We start from the raw sequence: 22,112 nt of genomic DNA, 5'->3' as shown, positions 1-22,112 counted from the left end.
TTTTTAAGAACTTACCTGTTCCTGTAATGATATTGGCTGCTCGGTTTCTGAAATTAGAATGGGAACTACTCGCTTTGTCACTTCTATTTGCTTAATGTAGTGACCATCCAATTCCTTAACACAAAAATTATAATCTTCAATTTCAACAATGTCACCTTCTGAGATTTCTAAGTGCTTTGTTAAAATCCATCCACCTATTGTATCAACGTCATCATCATCAATTGATAAACCTAATAATGTATTTACTTCGCTAACAAGTACTTTTCCTTCAAGAATTGTTTTCGTTTCACTAATATGTTGAATTTCTGGTTTTTCATCTATATCAAATTCATCTTGAATATCACCAACAATTTCCTCTAATATATCTTCAACCGTTACAAGACCTGATGTCCCACCATATTCATCAATTAATATAGCAATATGTGTACGCTCTCGTTGCATTTTTAGAAATAAATCATGAACTGCTATCGATTCAATGACAAGTATAATGGGGCGAATATACTGCTGCACTGTTTCTTTACTAAAAGCACCATGTTTCACAAAATCTGTGAAAATATCTTTAAAGTTTACAAAACCAATAACATGATCCTTATCCCCATCAACAACTGGGTATCTTGTATATTTCTCATTGGACATTTTTTGCAATGCTTCTTTAACAGACATATCTTTATCTAAAATGTGCATTTCTGTCCGCGGGACCATAATTTCTTTTGCAATACGATCATCAAATTCAAAAATTTTATTTACATATTTAAATTCAGATTGATTAATTTCTCCATTCTTATAGCTTTCTGACACTAATAACCGTAATTCTTCTTCTGAATGGACTCCCTCGTGCTCTTTTGCAGTCTGTAAACCGAATATTTTTGTTACATATCGAGCTGAACCATTTAAAAGCCATATGAATGGAAAAGCAATTCGATAAAAGAAAATAAGCGGTTTCACAACAAGTAAGCTCACTTGTTCTGCTTTTTGAATTGCCAATGTTTTGGGTGCTAATTCTCCCACAACAACATGGAAAAAAGTAATGAACATAAACACTAGAGTCACAGCTAAAACATCAGCAACCTGGGGAGGCACTTCCCATCTTGCAAAAAGCGAGTCAAACATGTGCTTTATCGCCGGTTTTCCTAACCATCCAAGTCCAAGAGCTGTAACTGTAATCCCTAATTGACAAGCTGATAAATACTCGTCTAAGTTTGTAATGACTGTTTTCACAGAAGCTGCACGTTTATTCCCTTCTGCAATTAAAAAATCGATGCGTGAACTTCTTACTTTCACAATTGCAAATTCAGCCGCAACGAAAAATGCAGTTAAGGCAATCAAAACAATCACCATACTTATACTATATATGTCCAAATACGTTTCCTTACTTACCCTGTAAGCAAGGAAGCCACCTCCTACTAAATTTATTCAAACGAAAAAGCTCTTCTTATCATCTTACAAGTTTCTACATTCGCTATCACCTTTTTATACATTATATGCATACATAAAGAGGATATTTATATTTATGATAATCTAATTATCTTCTTTCCGTCAAACAGGAGTAATTTCTAAAAAGAGACATTTTTTTCTCTTTTTAGAAATATTTATATGTTAAAAAACTAATTTTCGTGAAAAAACACTTTCTTTGCCGATTCCTCACTTCTTTTGTCATCCATGCAGGGAAGAGGCTTAGTACCTCGAAATCATTCAACAGGATATATATAGGAGGGATTTACCTTGGAATATAAAACACCCATTATTGCGAAAAAGTTAGGTGTTAGCCCAAAGGCAGTGGTTCGGATTGCACAACAATTGAATCTCAACATAGAAAAAAACAAATACGGTCATTTTATTTTTACTCAAGACGACTTAGATACAATGTTAGAGTTTCATCGTTCTCAAATAGAACAACCTTCATCCCCAGCTACCATTTCACAAGTAGAACCATCAATTGATTTTGATCAACTTGTTACACAATTAAATACAATTACACACCGTTTAAATCGTATAGAAGAACAACTGCATGATAAAGCAGATGATGTCGTCAATTACCAATTGCTACAACATCGCAGAGAAATGGAAGAAATGATGGATAGAATTCAAAAATTAGAAGCTGCCCTTGAGAAAAAAGAACAAATATACATTACACCTGATATCACGCCAACATATGAACGAGAAGAAAAGCCGAAACGTCGTAAAATGATTTTAAGTATATTCGGATTTTAGTTCTTTCCCAATCGTGTGTTCGCGCATGAAAATTGACTCCCCCCGGTCAATTTTCATGCGCTTTTTTACTTATTCTTATCGGTGCGAAGAATAAAGCGCTCCACTGATGGAAAGTTCACTTTATACAAAAAGGATGTCTCATTACAAGACATCCTTTTTGTTACGATAACATCATATTCATATCTTCTGCTGCAGTTGTAATAAGTTTTAAACCAAACGTTTCTTGTAATACATCAAGCACACCAGGTGAAATAAATTCAGGTGCCTTTGGTCCAATACGAATATCTTGAATCCCGAGACTAAATAACCCAAGTAAAATCGCAACCGCTTTTTGTTCAAACCACGATAAAACAATACTAACTGGCAATTCATTCACTTCACATTGAAAAGCATCAGCTAAAGCAGCTGCTATTTTTATTGTAGATATAGAATTATTACATTGCCCTAAGTCAATGTAACGTGGAATTTCCGTACCTGGCACAACACCATAATTCACATCATTAAAGCGGAATTTCCCGCACGATGTCGTTAATATAACTGTTTCTTGCGGAAGTGACATTGCTAATTCACGATAGTACTCTCCACCTTTACCTGGTGCATCACAACCTGCGATAACAAAGAAACGCTTAATTTTCCCTTCTCTTACCGCCTGAATGATTTCTGGTGCTAATGATAATACTGTATTATGATGAAAACCTGTTACCAGCTGTTCATCCGACTCCATATGTACTTCTGGAAGTTCTAGCGCTTTATGAATCAATGGTGCAAAATCATCATTTTCAATTTTCTGTACACCCTCAAGGCCTGCAATATCATATGAAAAGAAGCGATCAGAATACGATCCTTTAATTGGCATAACACAGTTCGTTGTAGCCAATATTGCACCAGTAAACTTTTCAAAGAGGCGTCGCTGATCATACCATGCCTTACCAATATTTCCTTTTAAATGTTTATATTTTTTTAGCTGTGGATACCCATGCGCTGGTAGCATTTCCGAATGAGTATAAATATTAATTCCTTTTCCTTCTGTTTGCCTTAATAATTCCTCTAATGCAAATAGATTATGGCCAGTAACAACAATTGCCTTACCTTCTACACGGTTTTGTGTAATTTGAACAGGCTCTGGAACACCAAAATAATTCGTATGTGCCTCATCTAACAGTTCCATTATCCGTAAAGCTGATTTCCCAACTTTCATAGCCATATCAATATGTTCTTGTTCATTAAAGTTAGAATTTGTTAATGTCATATATAACGCTTCATGAGTCGTAGCGTCCACAAACTGATCTGTATACCCAAGCTGTGCAGCATGGGTACGATAAGCCGCAATTCCTTTTAATCCAAACACAATTGTATCTTGTAAACTCGCAATTGTTTCATTCTTCCCGCAAACACCCATTACTTTACATCCGCCTGTTGGCGTTTGTTCACATTGATAGCAAAACATATCATCCCACCCTCTCCTAATCAATCATTACAACTAAAGCGTAATATACATGAAGAAAAAAGGATGTGATATCAATCACAATAATTTGTAAAAATTTGTGACACTTCACCTTGTTAACATAATGTTTTTACTGTTTTCTTTGATTAATGCCTGTGCATGAGCATTCCCTTGAATAATATCCCGAAATTCTTTTAAAGAATACAAATGCGTTACTCCTTTTCGAGCATGAATTCGAACAGGCACCCCCTGTAATGCATCATGAAAAGGAAATGGGTCATCAATCGGTTCAATTGGAAACCCTAGTGTAAGTAAATACATATACATTCTTTTTGTAACAACAGCAATATACCACTCAGCTTTCATTTCCAAAGCATGTATAAATAAAATAGCTGTTAACCTTTTGAAATGCCCTCTTCCACGCGACGTTTTCGCAATGCTTAACTTTCCAATTTCATAAACATTTTTTAATCCTTTCACCAACTCATTTTTAGAAAATGGATAAAAAAACTCAGAATTAGATTGTTCAGGTGTCGTATATCGAATACATTCTACTGTACCGATATATTGCCCGCCTTCTATTAATAAAAATCGTGATGGATTTAAATTACGCTCTACAAACATTAAATCTCTCTCTTCACAAAAATCTCCCCACAGTTGCTCGAACCAAAAATGTTCTTCCTTTGTTTGAACACGCTGGAACATATTTCCCCGCCTTTCCCATCGCCGTTCTAATTTTTGATAACGCTTTCACTATCTATCATATAAGAACAAACCTTCGTATGCAACCTAAAACTATTCACTACTTCATTACATATTCTATAAAATAAAATCTTCTCCTATTCAAGTTTTAGACTTATAAAAAATTTTTACAAGAATAAAAGATGCTTTATATTTATGCTAGACTCTCTTTACTTATAAAGTGTATGTTTAACATTTCATATAAAATACACAAATTCACTTCACCTACATAAAAAGTCCACTTTATAAGAAATAGGAGCCCATTACCCACTATTACAGGCGACGAACCCCTTTATTTTTTCAACATACCGAGACAATGCACGTTATTTTTTCAAAATAATCCCTTTTTCAATGCCGTCTTTTTATGTTACTACCGTTTTTAGCCATTTCTCAAAAATTTGCACAAGACCATGATTTCCAGCTAATTTTTCTTCTCCTTGCTTTGTTTTATATGGATATAATTGCAGAAAGATTCCGCAACCTGCTTCTATTTTCTTCCCATGCATATGACTGCCTGGGTATACACAAATCACTTCATGGATCGCCCTTCGGTGAAAAATATGTTTTCCATCCTGTTCTTCTACATATTTAATAGACCAATATTTATACATCTGTTCTGTTGCTTTTGTATTGCCTACGGGCTGAAAAATATTAAACATGGGGCTATATTTCACTTCAATAATAATAGAAGACTGGTACTCATAGCGCTCTCCTTGTTTCACATAACAATCTAAACGAATGTCTGGTTTTTTCGTGTCCTCTCCATTATAAAAATGGCTACCTTTACTAAGTGCAATGAGTGGATGTGTTTCAATAAGGTCATTAAACGCTACATGTATTTGGATATTTTCACGATTTAAAACAATTGTCGTACCGTCTTGTAAACCATCTAAGTAAAAATAAGTTTGAATTTGTTCGAGAAGTGGAATATCATCTTTAAATTTTAATTGTTGCAATATAGAAATGATGATGAAAAATGCATAATACTCATACACTAAAAATGTTGGTTTATAAACAAATAATAATGCTGGAGATTGTTGATTATAACGTGGTAGAAATTCTAAATGATATAATAATTGCCGATGTGTAACAGGTAAAGCATGCATAGTTATATTTGTTTTTTCAGAAATCCCTCTCCAAAATGAAGAATTCAACAAATTTTGAAAGTACAGTATAGCTTGGTGTACAATATGATTTAAAATTTTATACTCTTGTATTTTCACAGATGCTTTCCGCAAGTCTGCCTCTTTTAACAAATGAATATTTCGATATTTTTGCTTCTCCCTGTCCGTTACAGATCCATTTCTTTCAATAGTATGCATAATTATTTTCACAGATTGGAATTCCTCTTTTTTGGTCTGTATTGTTCCTTCTAGTATTTCAATTGTTTTGTGTAAGAAAGCCTGAGCTTCAAGCAAATATTGATAAAATTGTTTCGTTGTAAATTTTAGAAAGGCATTCTCTAAACTATTTGTTTGTTCGATAAATCTACGATTATAATACTTAGCAGTAAGCTTTTTCTCCCTCATTATTACACTTTTCATCGTTGCTTTTCGTTCTCGTACCTCCCAATCATATCTATCTATATACTTCGTGTTCTCTTCAACTTTTTTATATAGCTGTTTTATTTTTTTCATTTTTTGTGGTAGCATGCGAAGTAACATTAAATAAGAAGAATCTTCAATATCAATTAGTGTTGAAAATGTCTTTTTATAATAACCACGGTCTAACATAATTTCACTTAAAATTGATTTTACATAATTTTGAATCATTTCAAATTGATCATCCAAAAAATTTTTGGGGACAATTTGAAACGCTCCATAATATACATCTTCTTCCACTTGCACCTCGAAATGATACAAGCCGCAGCGCCATGGATAAAAAAAGTCTGTTTTTCCATGTTCATATAATAATACTTTTTGTTTTTTTTCATGCAATTCATATTGCCATTCTTTCTTACCCTTTTGCCCTTCATACACTTTATTCCATACAAAAGTGACACGGACTGGTTTTTGATAATGTAACATCAAACGTAATGCTTTTAATTCTTGTACTTTATAAACACAATGTGTCATTGTTGTCGTGTATTTACAAAGGCGATTCAGAAATACAAAGTCTCCCTTTCCCTCTGTTCCAATAATTAATTTTAATACAAACGGGAGCTTATCATTTGTGTCTACAATTTCCGTCTCGTGCTGCTCCTCATTTTGCATACCCATACAACTCCAATTCACGCCGTTTTTGCCTTATATAAGCTAGAGAATGTTCGAATGCGGAGACACAATTTGCAAGTGGAGATTGTAATAACGCTACTAACGATCGTCCTTTTTTCTCATCATCACGAAGAAGTGAACCAATTGTCACCTCCGTACCTCGTAATTTTGTTAAAATACGTTGTTTCACTTGTAAATCAAAACCTTCTTCTCGGCTAATCATATATGATTGAGTATCTTTTTGGGGAATGTTTTGCAAATAAGTTGCAATCGCAGCAGCACATCGAAAAGAAACGCCTTTCGATGCGTCATGTGATGATATTAAATCATGTAATTTATCTAATAACTCTAATTCTTCTTCCGAAAACACATCCATCATCTCTTTATTTCGTAACCAATTTAGACGAAATTCTCCGGTTGTCACTTGTAAGGGCGGAATTTGTGTCCCTTTATTTTGCTGCAGATTTATTTCACAAAATGGAATTTTTTGAAGCGTAATGAGATTTGCCCGATCTAATAAGCGATCCGATAACTCTTTCGTTGTTTCATCAAAATTCACAGTCCCGATAAAAATAATATTTTCACCAATTTCAATTTTGGATGGAACTTCATTCTCTATCCCAGTCCGTTCCTCATATAAAGAAAGAATACGATTTTTCTTTTCTAATTGAAGAATAGATAAAAATGGTGTAAACCAATGCTCAATATGTGACATATTCATTTCATCAAATACAATCATATAAAGTTGATTCGGATTCTCATTCGCTTTTAATAATGTTCGAATTAATTTCGTTTCACTCTCGATATATGTTCCATTTGGATGAAGATAGCCTAGTATATCGTGTGGTTCTTGATAAGATGGAGAAATCGGAATCCATAACAATTCTTCCCCATATGTTAATCCTAATGCTTCTGCATATGCCTGCACCAAACGTGATTTTCCGATTCCTGGGATTCCAGCAAGAATTGTTAATAGATTTGTTTTTACACTAATATGAAAATTAAAAATATCCGTTGCATCTAAATACAAGTCTTTATTATTGATGACATCCTGTACATATTGTATAAATGTAGATTCACGCTCATTCCATTCTGTTTCTTCTTTTTGCACTTTTATGTCCACTACTTCCACCTTTTTTCCCTCTTCTAGAATTTTCTTTAGAAGCTGATCATACATATTTTCTCGAACAAAATACAAATGATCATCCGCTTTCACTTCTATATATTTGGTCCAATCATCCATTTCGATATATTTACATTCTTTTTTTTGTTCGCAATACGCGATTGAACTAATGGATGATTTTAAAGATAAATTCCCATATAATCTTCCTTCACACCATAACAACTGTGGTACTTCAAAGTCGTGTGGAAATTTAGGAATAAGAAAAGATAAAAATCCATTCCCTAGTTTTCGCTCTAACGACTCTCTCTTTTTATACCCGGCTAATCTTGGCGATGGGATGATTTTATATGCATTCGCAATTTCCCGTTGCTCTGTACATATTAATTCAACGTACAAATGCCCTCTTTCATAATAAAGTCGAAACAATACTATTTGTCTTTCTAACCCTTTTTTCTTTAAATCCGCAAATATTCTCTCATTTTTTTTGTTGGCATATAGCCCTTCAAACAAATACGTTTCATTTTCAAATTGTGATTTCAAAACAGATGGGATTTGTGAAAGACATTGTACAGAAAAAGTATCTTTATTCTCCTCCTGACTTTCAACAAATTTCCCAAGAAACCTCATATGATACATCCGTTTTATAAAACTTGGGTGGAGAGCTTTATGTAGCTTCACTATACTCACCTTCTTTTTTTCATACTATTTTTATTGTATGAACTGCAAATGAAAACTAGAAACAAAAAAACCCGACGTACTCCGTCAGGTTATAAAAAATAAAATTTATATTTGAGAAGGAAAAGCTTTTTTCTCCTGCATAATCGCATTGTAAGAAATTTTCATTTTAGCAAGTACGTATCGTAATTTATCCTCCGCATTTTCATCTTTATTCTGCTGCAGGCTTGCTAAGGTCTCAACAGAACTAGCTAAATTCTCAATTACTCCACGTAGTTCGGGATGATGATTAAAAAATGATTCTTGCACTAATACTTTTCGTAAATCACTTGCTAATTCCACAATTCTTAACAGCTGCTCTTTTTCTTCCATTCTCATCCCTCCTAAACATCTTATATATTAGATATTCTGTAAATAAACTAAAATTCCTTGTATACAAAGAAAAAAGTCCTTCAGAAGGACTTTTTTACATTTCTATATTACCTGTTACAAGCATATAAAGCGATACTGCCGCTGCAATCACGATTACAACCATGACATATCTCTCCATGCCAGAAAAACAGCGATTTCCTTTTTCCTTTCGAGCAAACACATAAACAACAAGTCCAATACCATATACGATTGAGACAAGTAATAAGTTTTTTAAACCTGCTGCATAAATCAGCCATACAGAGTATAATGCGGCAATTAAAGCCAGTACTCCATTTTTCAGCCTTGCCCTTTTCAATTCCTTCGTTACAACTAATTTCAACTGATAAAGTGCTGATAATAAGTACGGAAGTAAAATAGATGTAGATGCGATAAAATACATCATTTGATACGTTGATTCCGAAAACAATACAATAATAAACAAAGTCTGTGCCACACCATTTGAAATCCATAATGCAACATGTGGTGTCTGCTTTTTATTTGTCTTCGTAAATACTTTTGGAAATACGCCATCTTTCCCTGCTACGTGTGAAATTTCAGAAACGAGTAAGAACCAACCAATTAATGTCCCAATAAGTGAAGCAACCAATCCGATATTAATTGCAATTGCACCCCATGGTCCAACAACATGCTCTAATACATGGCCCATTGACGGCGTTTCTAGCACGGAAAGCTCTTGTCTTGTCATAGCTCCCATGGAAAGAACTGAAATTAAAATATAGATGGACATAACTAAAATCAATCCAACAACCGTTGCTTTTCCAACATCCCTGCTGTTTTTTGCCCTTCCAGATAATACGACTGCCCCTTCTACACCAATAAATACCCAAAGTGTAACAAGCATCGTATTTTTCACTTGACCAAGGACAGAAGAAATAGAAATACTTCCCTCTCCCCAAAAATCATGTGTAAATGTATCCCAGCGAAACGCTGTAATCATAACGACAATAAATAATAAAATCGGAACAAGTTTTCCAATTGTTGCAATAAAGTTCATAATAGACGCTTCACGAATTCCAATTAAAATAAGGAAGTGAAGTGTCCATAATAATAGAGATGCACCAACGATGGATGCAACGTTGTTTCCTCCTTTAAAAATAGGGAAAAAATATCCAAGTGTACTAAACAATAACATAATCGTAGCTACGTTTCCTAAAATCCCTGCAAGCCAGTAGCCCCATGCACTATTAAAACCGACATATTCACCAAACCCTGCACGTGCATAACTATAAATCCCACCTTCAAGTTCTGGTTTTTGTTTTGCTAACGTTTGGTATACAAGTGCAAGCGGAATCATTCCCATTGCCGTAATACACCATCCAATTATCGTTGCGCCACTATTTGCGCCTACTGCTAAATCATGCGGTAAACTAAAAACACCCCCGCCAACCATTGTTCCTACTACTAATGCAATTAATGGAAAAAATCCTAATTTCTTTTCTATTGGTACCACCCCATCTGTCATTCTAGGTGTTATGTTTATCCATTCAACTATTAAAGTCACCTTTTTCTCTAATAGACGTTTCTATTATATTTTTTCAGGAAAACATTACTTATTCTAAAAGAAAATCAGCAAAAAGGGAATACTTTTTTGAAAAAATGTATAAGTATGCACAAAAAAACCGTTCATTTTATTACGAACGGTCGATTTTCAATCATTAAATTGTATATTTCTTGTAAATATTAATGAATTAACTCCTCTTTTTCTAAAAATTGCCTCGCTACTTTTTCTGCACTTTTACCATTTACATTTACTTCATAATTCATTTTTCTCATATCTTCATCTGATATTTTCCCAGCAAGTTTATTTAATGTCTTCTCAAGTTCAGGATACTTTTCAAGTGTCTCTTTTCTTAACAATGGAGCTCCTTGATACGGTGGAAACAATCCTTTATCATCTTCTAGTACTTGCAGTTCATATTGCTCAAGTTCACTATCCGTAGAATAAGCATCAATGACAGTAACATCACCAGATTCTATTGCGCTATAACGTAACTTCGGTTCCATCGTTTTAACATTTGGAAACTGGAAGTTATATACCTTTTGCATCCCTTTATATCCATCTTCCCGATCTGCAAATTCTAATGTAAATCCAGCCTTAACATTTGCTGCAACATTTCGTAAATCTGAAATTGTTTTTACATTATATTGCTCTGCAATATCTCTTGGCATTGCAAGCGCATATGTATTGTTATATTCCATCGGCTTTAGCATCACCATTTGATATTTCTTTTCCATCCCCTGGCGGGCTTGTTCATATACCTCTTTGCGATTTGTACTCTTTGGTTCTTCTTTTACAAAAGTAGATAATGCAGTCCCTGAGAATTCAGGGTACATATCAATTTCTCCCGATTTTAAAGCTTCAAAAACAAATGCTGTTTTCCCAAGCCCAGGTTTAAGCTCTACAGATAAATCAGTATCTTGTTCGATCAGTTGTTTATACATTTGCATTAAAATTTCCGGTTCAGACCCAAGCTTCCCAGCAATTACGATATCCTTCTTTTGCGTATTCACTAAAAATGGTGCAGCTATAACAACCACAATGATACATATTGCCATTATAAATCGCTTAGGAGATCGTCTAGTGCTTTCAAACATCCGAAGTACACCGTCAAAGAATAAAGCTAACAATGCGGCTGGTACAGCCCCTAATACGATAAGAGCATGATCATTTCGATCTATACCGAGTAAAATAAGTTTTCCAAGCCCCCCAGCCCCTATTAAAGCAGCTAACGTAGCTGTTCCGACAATTAGTACCATCGCTGTACGAATTCCAGCCATTATAATCGGTAATGCGAGTGGAAGTTCTATTCTCCATAATCTTCGAAAACTGTTCATTCCCATCGCTCTTGCTGCTTCAATAAGCGATGGATCTAACTTACGGATTCCCGTATATGTATTTCGTAAAATTGGCAATAACGCGTATACAACTAACGCGATAATTGCTGGCACCTTTCCAATACCAACTAGGGGAATTAAAAGCCCTAGTAAAGCCAATGAAGGAATTGTTTGCATAACTGCAGATGTTCCTATAATGAATTCAGCAATTCTCTCTCGACGCGTTAACAAAATGCCTAGCGGAACGGCAATCATTACTGCAAAAAATAAAGAAATAAGTGAAATTTGAAGGTGTTCAATAAGAGCGCGAAGTAATTCTAACTTTCGTTCTTGAAACGTTTGTAATAATGCAGACACGATTTACCCCATCTCCTTCATTTGTCCAGTCAAATATGCCACAATATGACGGCTTGTTAATGTCCCAATGCATTGTCCATCTCTTTCAATTGGAACAGCTTCTTCTGCTTCCAAACGAATCAAAGCTTCTTGCAGTGAAGCATTTGTCGATAGAGGTATAACATCATTTTCTACTTGTTTATCACTCACAAATGGCAACACATCTTCAATGCTCTTTCCTTCATACCAAGGGCGCACACGATTTCCAATAAATTCTTCTACAAAATCATTTACGGGACTATGTATGATTCCTTCTGGTGTATCTAATTGAACGATCTTCCCTTTTTTCATCACACAAATTCGGTCACCAAGTGTTAACGCTTCTTGCATATCATGTGTCACGAACACAATGGTTTTTTGGATTTTTTTCTGTAATTTTACAATATCCTTTTGCAACTGTTCTCGGCTTAATGGATCTAGCGCACTAAATGGTTCATCCATCAGAACAATTTTCGGGTTGGCAGCTAGTGCTCTTACAACTCCTACACGCTGCTTTTGTCCACCAGATAATTCATCAGGCATACGATTTCTGTACACATCTGGATCTAATCCAACCATATCAAGTAACTCATCCACACGCTCCCGAACTTTTTCTTTACTCCATTTTCTCATTTCAGGTACAATCGCAATATTTTCGGCAATTGTCATATGAGGAAACAAGGCAATCTGTTGCAGAACGTACCCAATGTCCCAACGTAATTCATGAATATTGTATTCTTGAATATCTTTTCCGTCGATAGAAATTGAGCCTTCTGTCGTTTCAATTAAACGATTAATCATTTTCATCGTGGTCGTCTTTCCGCAACCACTCGGACCTATGAGGACAAAAAACTCCCCTTTTTTAATTTCTAAATGCAACGAGTCTACCACTTTCGTTCCATTGTACACCTTTGAAACGTGTTCAAATCGAATCACAAATACAACTCCCTTATTATCATTTCTTTCATTCTGATAGAATCTTATCTTCTTTTCAAATGATACGCTTTTTATTCATGAAAAAAGAGCCCTTACTTGAGCTCTAATGATCGAATAATATTGTTTTAATAATTGCTGCATACTCACGTATATAAGCTTTCTTCTTTGAGCGCTTTGGCGTTGGTGCTGCAAGTGATTCCATTTGCATACCTAAACGTTTAGCAATAATTTTTGTTCGATATAGATGATATGTATTACTTACAACCACCGCGTGCGTTACATGATATAATTCCATGCTAAACTTTAGATTTTCATAAGTACTTGTCGAGCGATCTTCAATGAAAATACGTCCATCTTCAATTCCATGTTGTATTAAATAATTTCGCATGCTGTGAGCCTCAGGAATATCCTCATCTTCACCTTGTCCTCCAGATACAATTACTTTTGTTTCCGGATGAGAATTTAAATACATTAAAGCTACATCTAACCGATTTTGAAGAGATAAAGAAGGTTTATCCCCAAATAATTTTGCACCTAAAATTAATACATATGGAGCGTTATCACTTACTTTTTCATAAGCAACTTTTTTCATTCGATATGTCATATACACAATGCATAAGGGTGGAAATAATAAGATAATAAATAGTATCCATTTGTTCATATATAAGCTTACACTCCCTTTCTTTATATTATATAGAAAAAGAAAGGGAGACAGAAGTATTTTTTAGTGACTGCGTTGTCCTGCGTTTTGAGCATTACGCCCTTTTTTAGAAGATGTATGGCACTGAGTTTGATTCCCTTTATGTTTCGCTGATCCTAACGCTTTTGTTTTTCCCACTTTGTTTCACATCCTCTTTTTATATGGTTCCTTTATAGATTTTGTATTTTCTCTCTCGTCATACAATGGTTTTATTGGAAGTTTCTCCTTATTTCAAGAATATTTTTGGGGTATCAAAATAAAGTGAAACTTCCAACAGTAGGGAGGTCTTCATCCCCAACTGTTGGTTAGTTGAACCAATCGGGCTTTTACGTGTAGTCGATCTTCCACCCAACTTCCTTGTTTCTCTCTGCATCTTGAGGTGAGGATATTCCTTCTCGTTTATTCGGGATAAAAGGTTACATTTAATGCATTCATTACCTGTTTATAATTTGATATATATTAAATACAACAAGAATATTGTAATATAGTGAAAAGGAGATGGTTTTATGTTGAAAATAGGACAAAACAAAATACGTTTCATTTCAGGAATTAGCTTATTAATATTGGTTATGACTAATTCTTTTATAAAAAGTGATTCTTGGGTCATTTGTATAGATGTCATTTTAGTCTTGGTTAACTCATTTTTATTTATTATTTCTAGAGATATAACAAAAACCGATTTACTTAGAAAAAAAGAGAAGTTAGATGAAATGAAATAATTTTGTGTTATTTTTTGATGAAAATAGAAATTAAATTTTTATTCAAAAGTTTTTATTTCTTTTAAGAATACAAGAGATTCTGTAACTTTGATTCAAACTATGTATTATAATGAAATATGCGATAAAACCTATATCTAAAAAGGGGGGATTCTTTTATGTACAAACTCAAAACAACAGAAACCAACAATAGTGTAATCGAGTTTATTGAAAATGTTGACAGCCTAAAAAAACGAGAAGACGCATATCAGTTGCTAGATATATTTACTGAAACAACTGGTTATCCAGCAAAAATGTGGGGTCCAAGTATAATTGGATTTGGTACATATCATTATAAATATGCATCTGGTCATGAAGGGGATGCGCCATTAGTAGGCTTTTCACCCCGAAAAGCCAAGATTAGTTTATACTTCGCAACTGGTGATCCTGAGCGAGAAAACCTATTAAAGGACTTTGGAAAACATACATCTGGGAAATCGTGTGTATACATTAATAAAGTAGCAGACATTGATATTAATGTGCTAAAAGTGCTAATGAAACAATCTATAAATTTTTTGAAAAAGACGTATCCGAATCATTAATGTAATAATTAAGCATTAGGTATTTTGAACTCACATCAAAATACCTGTTTTTAGGTTAGTCCCTTATAAAATCTCATCAATAATAACAACTCAAAAAATACCACTTAAATAGAAAGTGGTAAATTCAACTTTTTAGGAATATCAGCTTTAAGATGAGGCGTATATTGTATAGAAAAAGAATATCCTTCTTGAACAAACGATATTTCATTATTATGAAAATGAAATGGTACATCGCTTCCTCTTAGATGTTTCTGGACCATTTGAATGAACTCAAGACTCGGCGTCCCAAATGAAATATGCATTTTCGGCGGCAAAGCTTTCATTGCAATTGGAATCCAAGGTCTTCCTTTCCAGCTTGCAACAACATGAGCCGTACCACCAACTACAAAGTTAAATATTTCACCATCTTCAAATGTTTTCATAAATAAATTGGATTTTAGCCACTCTCTATATACTGGCACACTTTTTACTGGGCATCCTACTTCTCTTAAGTACAAAATGTTCAAAGGTGTGTATGGAATTAAAACATCTTCTTCAATATATTTATGTGCAATAATTTCAAGAAGATTTCCATCTCCATCACGAAAATATAAATTTAATCGACCATCCTCTTCGTCAATTTCATGACCGTCTTCCCACCTTACAATAAGCAAACCTGATTCTTGAATCCACTTTACTGTTTCATAGAACTTTGAAAATGGTACTTGAAAAGCAAAATGAGCAGGAGAAAGTGGTTCATATGATTCTTCAAAAACTAATGAAACATATGGAGTTAATTTAAAACTTATTTGTTTATTTGTTTTTGATAAAATTGGAATTCCAAGACATTTTGCATATACTTGTTCTACCCCCTGAATAGATACTGTCTGTAATTTCAACTCTGAAAAATGTGTAATCATCCTCATTCCCCCACCGTGTTTTCAATCAATACGATAAATTTAGCAAACTACTCATTCGTTTATATTATGAATCTGCAACCAGTTTTAATGGTATCGTTTTCATATTTACCTAAGAGCCAATGGACAATTGACCATTAACTCCTAAAAACTCATCTTAAGATTCGTAACAAAGCAAACGCTTATCATTCCACCCCTAATTGCTTTTTCACTTCTTTATACACGCTCATATATGCTTTTAACTCTTTGAAAAGATCATGAATTAATGGTTTTGCGTCCTCACTGAGCTCACCATCTTGCACGTATAAACCGTCTAATACAACTTGCTTTGGAATTGCATTCGCATATACGCCTCGCGCGACAATACGCATACTATTAAGTGCGTTTATACCGCCTTTTCCACCGCCTGCAACTGCCAATAGAGCAACTGGTTTATGGACAAATTCACTGCTGCTTAAGAAATCTAATGCGTTTTTTAGCGCACCGCTCATTGCATTATGATACTCAGGTGTGCAAAGGATTACACCATCAGCTTCTTTTACTAATTTTTTCAATTTCGTTACTGCTTCTAATTCTCGTTGTGATTCTTCCCCATTATATAAAGGCAACTGTTCTGTTGCTAAATCATATAATTCCCCTGCAAATTGCTCTGCAATATATTTTGCAATGACACGAGTTCTCCCAAACTTACGTGGTGTTCCGTTAATTACGACTAATTTCATGTGTGTTTCTCTCCTTTGTTTTAAGTTCTACCTCTATAATATCAGAATATTCTATGCGAAAATCAGCAAATAGAGGGAAAGGCTTTGAGAAAATAGTATGAAAATTAAAAAACGAACTCATACTTTTGTATGAGTTCTTGATATATCAATTAATCATTCTTTACAACAGCATGTCCGCCAAACTGATTTCGGAGTGCTGAAACAACTTTTCCGTGGAATGTATCATCTTTTTGAGAACGATAACGCATGAACATTGACATTGCAATAACTGGAGAGGACGCTTGTAATATAACTTCTTCTCCCATAATAGGTCCTTCCTATACAACCCCATGCTTCACAGCATACAACGCAGCTTGCGTCCGATCATCTACCTGCAATTTCGCAAGTACATTTGAAACATGTGTTTTTACAGTCTGTTCTGTAATATAAAGCTCTGCTGCTATTTCTTTATTACTTCTTCCTTTCGCAATCTCACAAAGTACTTCTCTTTCTCTTTTTGTCAGCATAAATAAACTATCCTGCTTTTCCTCTTTCACTACTGGTCTTCCTAACAAAGCAGGAGTTACTTTCGGATGAAGATTCGCATTTCCTTGATATACAGCGATAATAGAAGCAACCAGTTGATCTGGCTGTACTTCTTTTAGTTGATAGCCATCCGCGCCCGCTTCTAGTGCCGGAAGAACATAATCTTGCTCTGAGAAGCTACTTAACATAAGTATTTTAATTGTGGCGTCATATTGTTTCAAACGTTTTGTCGCTTCAATCCCATCCATCTTTGGCATTGATAAATCCATTAATACTACATCTGGCCTTTCTTTTCGAATCAACTCTAACGCCTCTTCCCCATTCTCTGCTTCTCCTATTATTTCAAATTCCTCTTTCGTTTTTAAGAAGAATACAAGCCCTCTCCTAACGATATGATGATCCTCTACAAGTAATAGTTTAATTTTCAATGAACTTCTCCCTTTCAAACCGGTAATTGAATCTCAATCTTTGTTCCCTGTCCTAGCTTCGTTCTTATTCGAAATGTTCCTTTCAATAGTTCAATTCGTTCTTTCATACTTTTTAAACCAAGCGCTGAATCTCTAACTTTTTCTTTAACAAACCCAATGCCGTCATCTTCAATTTGAAAGTTCAACTTACTATTTTCTGTTTTTAAGTAAACTGATACTCTCTCACACGAAGCGTGTTTTTTACAATTATGCAATGCTTCCTGACTTATACGCCACAGCACTTCTTCTATTTCATCACCAATTGAAATAACTCCATCAATTCGAATTGTTACTTGAATACCTAATAACTTTCCGTAATTCTGCACTGCTTCTGCCAGCCCTTTTTCTAATCCCTCTGGTCGTAATTGCCAAATTAATAACGTCATCTCTTCTAGCGCTTCTTGTGATAATTCCCCCATATAACTAAGCATACCTTGCAATTCTTTATCCTTTGTCATATCAAGAGTACCTCTAGCCGTTAACATTATGGAAAATAGCAATTGTTTCACCGAATCGTGTAAATCGCGTGCAAGTCGATTTCTCTCCGCTACAACTACATATTTACGCTCTTTCTCGACTAACTTAATTCGTTGTATTGTTGTTCCGATTTGGAATGCAATCGCTTCTAATAAGGCTAGTTCTTCCTCTGAAAAATACGTTTTATGTGGGGAAGCAACATTAAGTAAACCGAACTTCTCGCTACCAGCACGAAGAGGAATCGTCGCATGATGTGTAATCTCTTCTGTCTCTCCCCAATTATATTCAATGGCATCTTCAATTCGCTTACACTCAATGATATTTGTTGCCTTTTCTAAACGTCCATTTACGAATCGATTCACGCACCAACAATCCCCTTCACACATCGGTTTTTTTTCATTCCATGTGAGTGCTGGAGGCAAATTCCTATCAACAAGCATACGGTGCGTTCCTTTTTCATCAATAAAAAATACCCAGCCTGTTTGTAGATTCATCACTTGTAATAATGTATGTAATACTTCCTCTAACATTTCCTGTAAATCAGTTGCCTCATTTAACAACTCCGCAATTTCTTTCAATGCTTCTAACCGCCGCATTTCCTTTTCATCATAATTCATGTTCATCACCAATTATCATTATAACATTAAGAAATTTCTAAATACTACAAACAAAAAAAGAAGCTAAATACATCAGCTTCAGTTTAGGTAATGAGACAGTAAGAACACCGTCTTTAAATGCTGCCGCAATTCTTTCTTGATTCACAAATACCTCTCTTTCAAAATCGACTTGAATGTTTTCTTTTTGAAATCCTGGTAAATCTGCTTGCACAATATATTGATCAGAATCCTTTGGAACATCCACTTTAAAACTATTCATGTTCATTGGTTTAGAGAAAATATCAAGGTCCAAACTGAGCAACACCATTTTGACGATTTACTAGCTTTTGAAATATATTACGCATTTTCTATTCCTTCTTATAGATATCAATGAACGATGATCTCTTTCTGTCTTTATTAAATTAATTAGTCAAAAAGGGGCGAATTATTTGTTTGATATTTTAATCATGTATTTTTCAATCTAAATATATTATGGTATGTGAAATTTCAATATTTAAAAGGTATATTGTCTCGTCACAGCTCTAAAAGTTAAATCGTAGAAAGGTATACAGTAATACACTATAGAATACATAATTGGGAATTTCTAATCTATTTTCATTTGGAGGATAACACTATGGGGTATATTGAAGATTTACGTAAAATTGTAGGTCCACATCCACTTAATTTAGCAGGGGTTGCTGTTGCTGTTCTAAATGAGCAAGGACAAATTTTACTTCAGAAAAGACAAAGTGGTATTTGGGGCGTTCCTGGTGGTTTTATTGAATTAGGTGAATCAGCAGAAGATGCAGGAAGACGTGAAGTTTTCGAAGAAACTGGCATTGAGATAGGAGAACTTAATTTAGTAAGTGTTTTTTCTGGAAAAGAGTTTTTTGTAAAATTACCGAACGGTGATGAATTTTATCCCATCACAATCGCTTATATGTGTAAAGAAATAAAAGGTGGCGTATTACAAGCTGATGGTATTGAATCTTTAGAAGTTAAATTTTTCCGCTTGCATCAATTACCAGAAAATATTAGTCCATTTATTAAGAAGCTCATTCAACAGCAAGTTGTATCCATATAGAACATATAAAAAAGACTTTTATTTTTAAAAGTCTTTTTTACATAACTCTCATTTTTTAGTTTTCTTCACTCCACTGTAGCATGTAAACAAGACTTAAAGTGCCCAATTGCAAACTCATGTCCTTGCTCATTAAAAGAGGCCACTGCTTTTTCGTGTACAACGATATGAAACCCCTTATTATAGGCATCCACCGCTGTATGGAGAACACAAATATCCGTACATACGCCAACAAGGTGCACTTCCTGTATTCCTCTTTCCCTTAATTTCATTTCTAATTCCGTTCCAGCAAAAGCACTATAACGTGTTTTATCCATATAGTATACATTCTCATTATCTTGATATTTTTCATACAGATCTTGCAACTCTCCGTATAAATCTCTTCCTTTTGTACCCGCTATATTATGTGGTGGAAATAATTGTGTCTCTGGATGATAGGAATCATTCTTTTCATGTTTATCAATAGTAAACACAACATAATCTCCGTTTTCAATATACTCCTTCGTAATCGCTACAAGATGCTCTTCAATATCTTGCCCTGGCTTTCCACACGTTAAAGCACCATTTTCTGCTACAAAATCATATGTATAATCAATATTTATAAGCGCCCGCTTCATCACTTATTCTCCTCCCTACTTGTTTCACGCTAAACAATAGAAAACGAGTTTTAACGACTCAATATATTTTATTCGACATTTTCAAACAAATCCCTACGAAGCATTTATATATAAGATACAGGTATTTGTCATTTTTATTTGATTTGGATATATCGATTGGAATACGTCAGTAATATTGCACTTTTTATTATCATCCAGTAAGATCCTTTCGCTTGACAATCCCATTTTACGAAAACAGATAAAACAAAAAGTACACTACTTTTTCAGTAGTGTACTTTTTATTATGCATAACATGTTAGCTATTTTAAAACGCTGGTTTATTTTCAAATTTAGCCTGCACAAAATTAATAACTTTTCCTGATGGATCATTATTTTCAAATTGAACTGCCGTTATTGTATGGTAGCCTGTCTCTAACGTGCTTTGTTTTAATTCTACTGTTGTCTGCGTCATGTTAGTAACATGATGTTTATCTTCAAATATTTTATCTACGAATACAAATGTCTCTTTATCATTTTGAAAATGAGTAAGTTCTAATTCAACTTGCTGAATGAGGGCGTCTTTCTTTACAAATACAGTTGGTATATTCCCACCCTCTGAAGTGCCATCTGGTGTAATTACTTTTACTCTTCCCTCGCCAATCGGCATTGTCCCCTCAGGAAAAGGCGTTACACTCTCTTCACTTGCATTCACAACTTGTTCTTCTTTTACCGGCTGGGTTTCTTCTTTTCCGTTTGAGACACCACATCCAACCAATAACAAAGCAGACGATCCAGCGATTATGAATTTTTTCAAAATTCATCCCCCCTGTAAATTTATTCTTTATTTATTATACAGAAATAACTATCTGTTCTAAGCTCAGTTTTTTTAAACTTCCGTGAACAAACATTCTGTTCATCACTACTGTACCATATTTTCTTTTTTAACATCATTAATTTTTTCAAGAAATAATTAGAAATTCCTTCTTATTCCTCATTTTAGCCCATTATTAGTAAAAAATATCCCCTTCTAAAAAAATTAGAAAAGACATTGGATGCACCAATGTCTTTTCTAATTTTTCGCACAGCACTCTACAAAATAAACTTTGTAATATCCTCAACTTCTTTTCGCGCTAGTTTTTTCGCTTGATCTTTCGGATAACCAAGTGAAATTACCATATTGATTTGTTTCTCAGGCTCAATTTGTAAATATTGTCGCAGTTGATTTTGAGCCAATAACACAGGTCCTGTCATTGGACAAGTCCCAAGTCCTCTTGCATATGCTGCTAACATTAAATTTTGTGCAGCTAAACAGCTACTCTTAATCCCTTCTTCTTCCCATACTGAATTTGGAACGAAGTCAATCGGATCAAATATTTTTTCGCGAAACTTAGATTCGTATGGTGTAGCTAAGCATACAATTAAAACTGGTGCATCAGAAAAAGCTGTTGCATATGGTCCAAACGAACGTGTAAGTAATTTACCTGCTTTTTCTTCACCTTTTTCCGTTGCTTGTGCAGCCAACTTATGTAAAGCATCCCATGTCATTTGTTCAATTTTTTTAATTTTATCCCGATTCATAATGACAATAAATTCCCACGTTTGTGAATTCGTATCACTTGGTGCGTAACGAGCACAATCAATAATTTCTTCTATATCACGAACAGATACTTCTTGTTCTGTGAATTTTCGGACACTTCGTCTTCCGTGAATTATTTCTTTAAATGCTTCATATTTCATATACATAGAATCCCCTTTTATAGCGTTTTCAGA

21 protein-coding genes and 2 pseudogenes are annotated in these 22,112 nt (G+C 34.4%); 4 read left to right on the top strand and 19 right to left on the bottom strand.

What is annotated here, in order from left to right; translation table 11 throughout:
- Positions 1 to 3 precede the first annotated feature (3 nt).
- Positions 4 to 1,338: a hemolysin family protein gene (locus tag M014_RS0126125; protein WP_035415785.1), complete on the bottom strand. Its 1,335-nt coding sequence runs from the start codon at positions 1,336 to 1,338 to the stop codon at positions 4 to 6.
- A 384-nt stretch (positions 1,339 to 1,722) separates the two neighbouring features.
- Between M014_RS0126125 and M014_RS0126120 the strand changes: the two genes are divergently transcribed.
- The gene (locus M014_RS0126120) at positions 1,723 to 2,211 is read left to right on the top strand and encodes a chromosome segregation protein (protein ID WP_026594327.1); all 489 of its coding nucleotides are present in this window, start codon (positions 1,723 to 1,725) and stop codon (positions 2,209 to 2,211) included.
- A 160-nt stretch (positions 2,212 to 2,371) separates the two neighbouring features.
- Here the strand turns inward: M014_RS0126120 and hcp are convergent, their stop codons facing one another.
- The 9 genes from hcp to M014_RS0126075 all read right to left on the bottom strand — a co-directional run bounded on the left by hcp (position 2,372) and on the right by M014_RS0126075 (position 13,646).
- On the bottom strand, positions 2,372 to 3,658 hold the full coding sequence (hcp, locus tag M014_RS0126115) for a hydroxylamine reductase (protein WP_026594326.1): 1,287 nt from the start codon (positions 3,656 to 3,658) through the stop codon (positions 2,372 to 2,374).
- 105 nt (positions 3,659 to 3,763) lie between these two features.
- Positions 3,764 to 4,360 (bottom strand): hypothetical protein, encoded by a 597-nt coding sequence (locus tag M014_RS0126110; RefSeq protein WP_026594325.1) that lies wholly within the window; start codon positions 4,358 to 4,360, stop codon positions 3,764 to 3,766.
- A 398-nt stretch (positions 4,361 to 4,758) separates the two neighbouring features.
- Positions 4,759 to 6,609: a hypothetical protein gene (locus M014_RS0126105; protein ID WP_026594324.1), complete on the bottom strand. Its 1,851-nt coding sequence runs from the start codon at positions 6,607 to 6,609 to the stop codon at positions 4,759 to 4,761.
- On the bottom strand, positions 6,599 to 8,410 hold the full coding sequence (locus tag M014_RS0126100) for an McrB family protein (RefSeq protein WP_026594323.1): 1,812 nt from the start codon (positions 8,408 to 8,410) through the stop codon (positions 6,599 to 6,601). Before M014_RS0126100 ends, M014_RS0126105 begins: the two co-directional genes overlap by 11 nt.
- A 105-nt stretch (positions 8,411 to 8,515) precedes the next feature.
- Positions 8,516 to 8,779 (bottom strand): hypothetical protein, encoded by a 264-nt coding sequence (locus tag M014_RS0126095; RefSeq protein ID WP_026594322.1) that lies wholly within the window; start codon positions 8,777 to 8,779, stop codon positions 8,516 to 8,518.
- 94 nt (positions 8,780 to 8,873) lie between these two features.
- Complete coding sequence (gene arcD / locus M014_RS0126090) at positions 8,874 to 10,301, bottom strand: arginine-ornithine antiporter (protein ID WP_026594321.1); 1,428 nt, start codon at positions 10,299 to 10,301, stop codon at positions 8,874 to 8,876.
- Between the two features lie 218 nt (positions 10,302 to 10,519).
- Entirely contained in the window at positions 10,520 to 12,031 is a 1,512-nt protein-coding gene (locus M014_RS0126085; protein WP_026594320.1) for an ABC transporter permease/substrate-binding protein, read from the bottom strand.
- Between the two features lie 3 nt (positions 12,032 to 12,034).
- The gene (locus M014_RS0126080; protein ID WP_026594319.1) at positions 12,035 to 12,985 is read right to left on the bottom strand and encodes an ABC transporter ATP-binding protein; all 951 of its coding nucleotides are present in this window, start codon (positions 12,983 to 12,985) and stop codon (positions 12,035 to 12,037) included.
- Between the two features lie 103 nt (positions 12,986 to 13,088).
- Positions 13,089 to 13,646: a YdcF family protein gene (locus M014_RS0126075; RefSeq protein WP_026594318.1), complete on the bottom strand. Its 558-nt coding sequence runs from the start codon at positions 13,644 to 13,646 to the stop codon at positions 13,089 to 13,091.
- A 545-nt stretch (positions 13,647 to 14,191) separates the two neighbouring features.
- On the opposite strand from M014_RS0126075, the gene M014_RS0126065 reads away from it, so the two are divergent.
- Both M014_RS0126065 and M014_RS0126060 read left to right on the top strand, forming a co-directional pair.
- The gene (locus M014_RS0126065; protein WP_026594317.1) at positions 14,192 to 14,404 is read left to right on the top strand and encodes a hypothetical protein; all 213 of its coding nucleotides are present in this window, start codon (positions 14,192 to 14,194) and stop codon (positions 14,402 to 14,404) included.
- 155 nt (positions 14,405 to 14,559) lie between these two features.
- Positions 14,560 to 14,982, top strand: a complete 423-nt coding sequence (locus M014_RS0126060) for a DUF1801 domain-containing protein (protein WP_026594316.1) — start codon at positions 14,560 to 14,562, stop codon at positions 14,980 to 14,982.
- A 104-nt stretch (positions 14,983 to 15,086) separates the two neighbouring features.
- Here M014_RS0126060 and M014_RS0126055 read toward each other — a convergent pair whose 3' ends face one another.
- The 6 genes and pseudogenes from M014_RS0126055 to M014_RS27510 all read right to left on the bottom strand — a co-directional run bounded on the left by M014_RS0126055 (position 15,087) and on the right by M014_RS27510 (position 19,030).
- On the bottom strand, positions 15,087 to 15,881 hold the full coding sequence (locus M014_RS0126055; protein WP_026594315.1) for a VOC family protein: 795 nt from the start codon (positions 15,879 to 15,881) through the stop codon (positions 15,087 to 15,089).
- Between the two features lie 182 nt (positions 15,882 to 16,063).
- Positions 16,064 to 16,600 (bottom strand): NADPH-dependent FMN reductase, encoded by a 537-nt coding sequence (locus M014_RS0126050; RefSeq protein ID WP_026594314.1) that lies wholly within the window; start codon positions 16,598 to 16,600, stop codon positions 16,064 to 16,066.
- Positions 16,601 to 16,749: 149 nt separating this feature from the next.
- Positions 16,750 to 16,887, bottom strand: a pseudogene (locus tag M014_RS29470) (phosphogluconate dehydrogenase (NAD(+)-dependent, decarboxylating)); the annotation flags it as partial.
- A 30-nt stretch (positions 16,888 to 16,917) separates the two neighbouring features.
- A complete protein-coding gene (locus tag M014_RS0126040) occupies positions 16,918 to 17,553 on the bottom strand; it encodes a response regulator (protein ID WP_026594313.1) in 636 nt (211 codons plus the stop codon).
- Between the two features lie 14 nt (positions 17,554 to 17,567).
- Positions 17,568 to 18,686: a GAF domain-containing sensor histidine kinase gene (locus M014_RS0126035; RefSeq protein ID WP_026594312.1), complete on the bottom strand. Its 1,119-nt coding sequence runs from the start codon at positions 18,684 to 18,686 to the stop codon at positions 17,568 to 17,570.
- 37 nt (positions 18,687 to 18,723) lie between these two features.
- Positions 18,724 to 19,030: pseudogene (locus M014_RS27510) on the bottom strand (hypothetical protein).
- A 269-nt stretch (positions 19,031 to 19,299) separates the two neighbouring features.
- Here M014_RS27510 and M014_RS0126025 point away from each other — a divergent pair.
- Positions 19,300 to 19,749 (top strand): NUDIX hydrolase, encoded by a 450-nt coding sequence (locus M014_RS0126025; protein WP_026594311.1) that lies wholly within the window; start codon positions 19,300 to 19,302, stop codon positions 19,747 to 19,749.
- Between the two features lie 65 nt (positions 19,750 to 19,814).
- Here the strand turns inward: M014_RS0126025 and M014_RS0126020 are convergent, their stop codons facing one another.
- The 3 genes from M014_RS0126020 to M014_RS0126010 all read right to left on the bottom strand — a co-directional run bounded on the left by M014_RS0126020 (position 19,815) and on the right by M014_RS0126010 (position 22,079).
- Positions 19,815 to 20,363: a cysteine hydrolase family protein gene (locus M014_RS0126020; RefSeq protein ID WP_026594310.1), complete on the bottom strand. Its 549-nt coding sequence runs from the start codon at positions 20,361 to 20,363 to the stop codon at positions 19,815 to 19,817.
- 304 nt (positions 20,364 to 20,667) lie between these two features.
- Positions 20,668 to 21,156 carry a hypothetical protein gene (locus M014_RS0126015; RefSeq protein WP_026594309.1) on the bottom strand — a complete coding sequence of 163 codons (489 nt, stop codon included), beginning with the start codon at positions 21,154 to 21,156 and terminating at the stop codon, positions 20,668 to 20,670.
- Positions 21,157 to 21,431: 275 nt separating this feature from the next.
- The gene (locus M014_RS0126010; protein WP_026594308.1) at positions 21,432 to 22,079 is read right to left on the bottom strand and encodes a nitroreductase family protein; all 648 of its coding nucleotides are present in this window, start codon (positions 22,077 to 22,079) and stop codon (positions 21,432 to 21,434) included.
- Between the last annotated feature and the right edge of the window lie 33 nt (positions 22,080 to 22,112).

Source organism: Bacillus sp. UNC437CL72CviS29 (genome assembly GCF_000482345.1).
Taxonomy (GTDB): Bacteria; Bacillota; Bacilli; order Bacillales; family Bacillaceae_G; genus Bacillus_A; species Bacillus_A arachidis.
The sequence above is the reverse complement of the archived record's forward strand: the minus strand, read 5'-3'. Positions and strand labels throughout refer to the sequence as shown.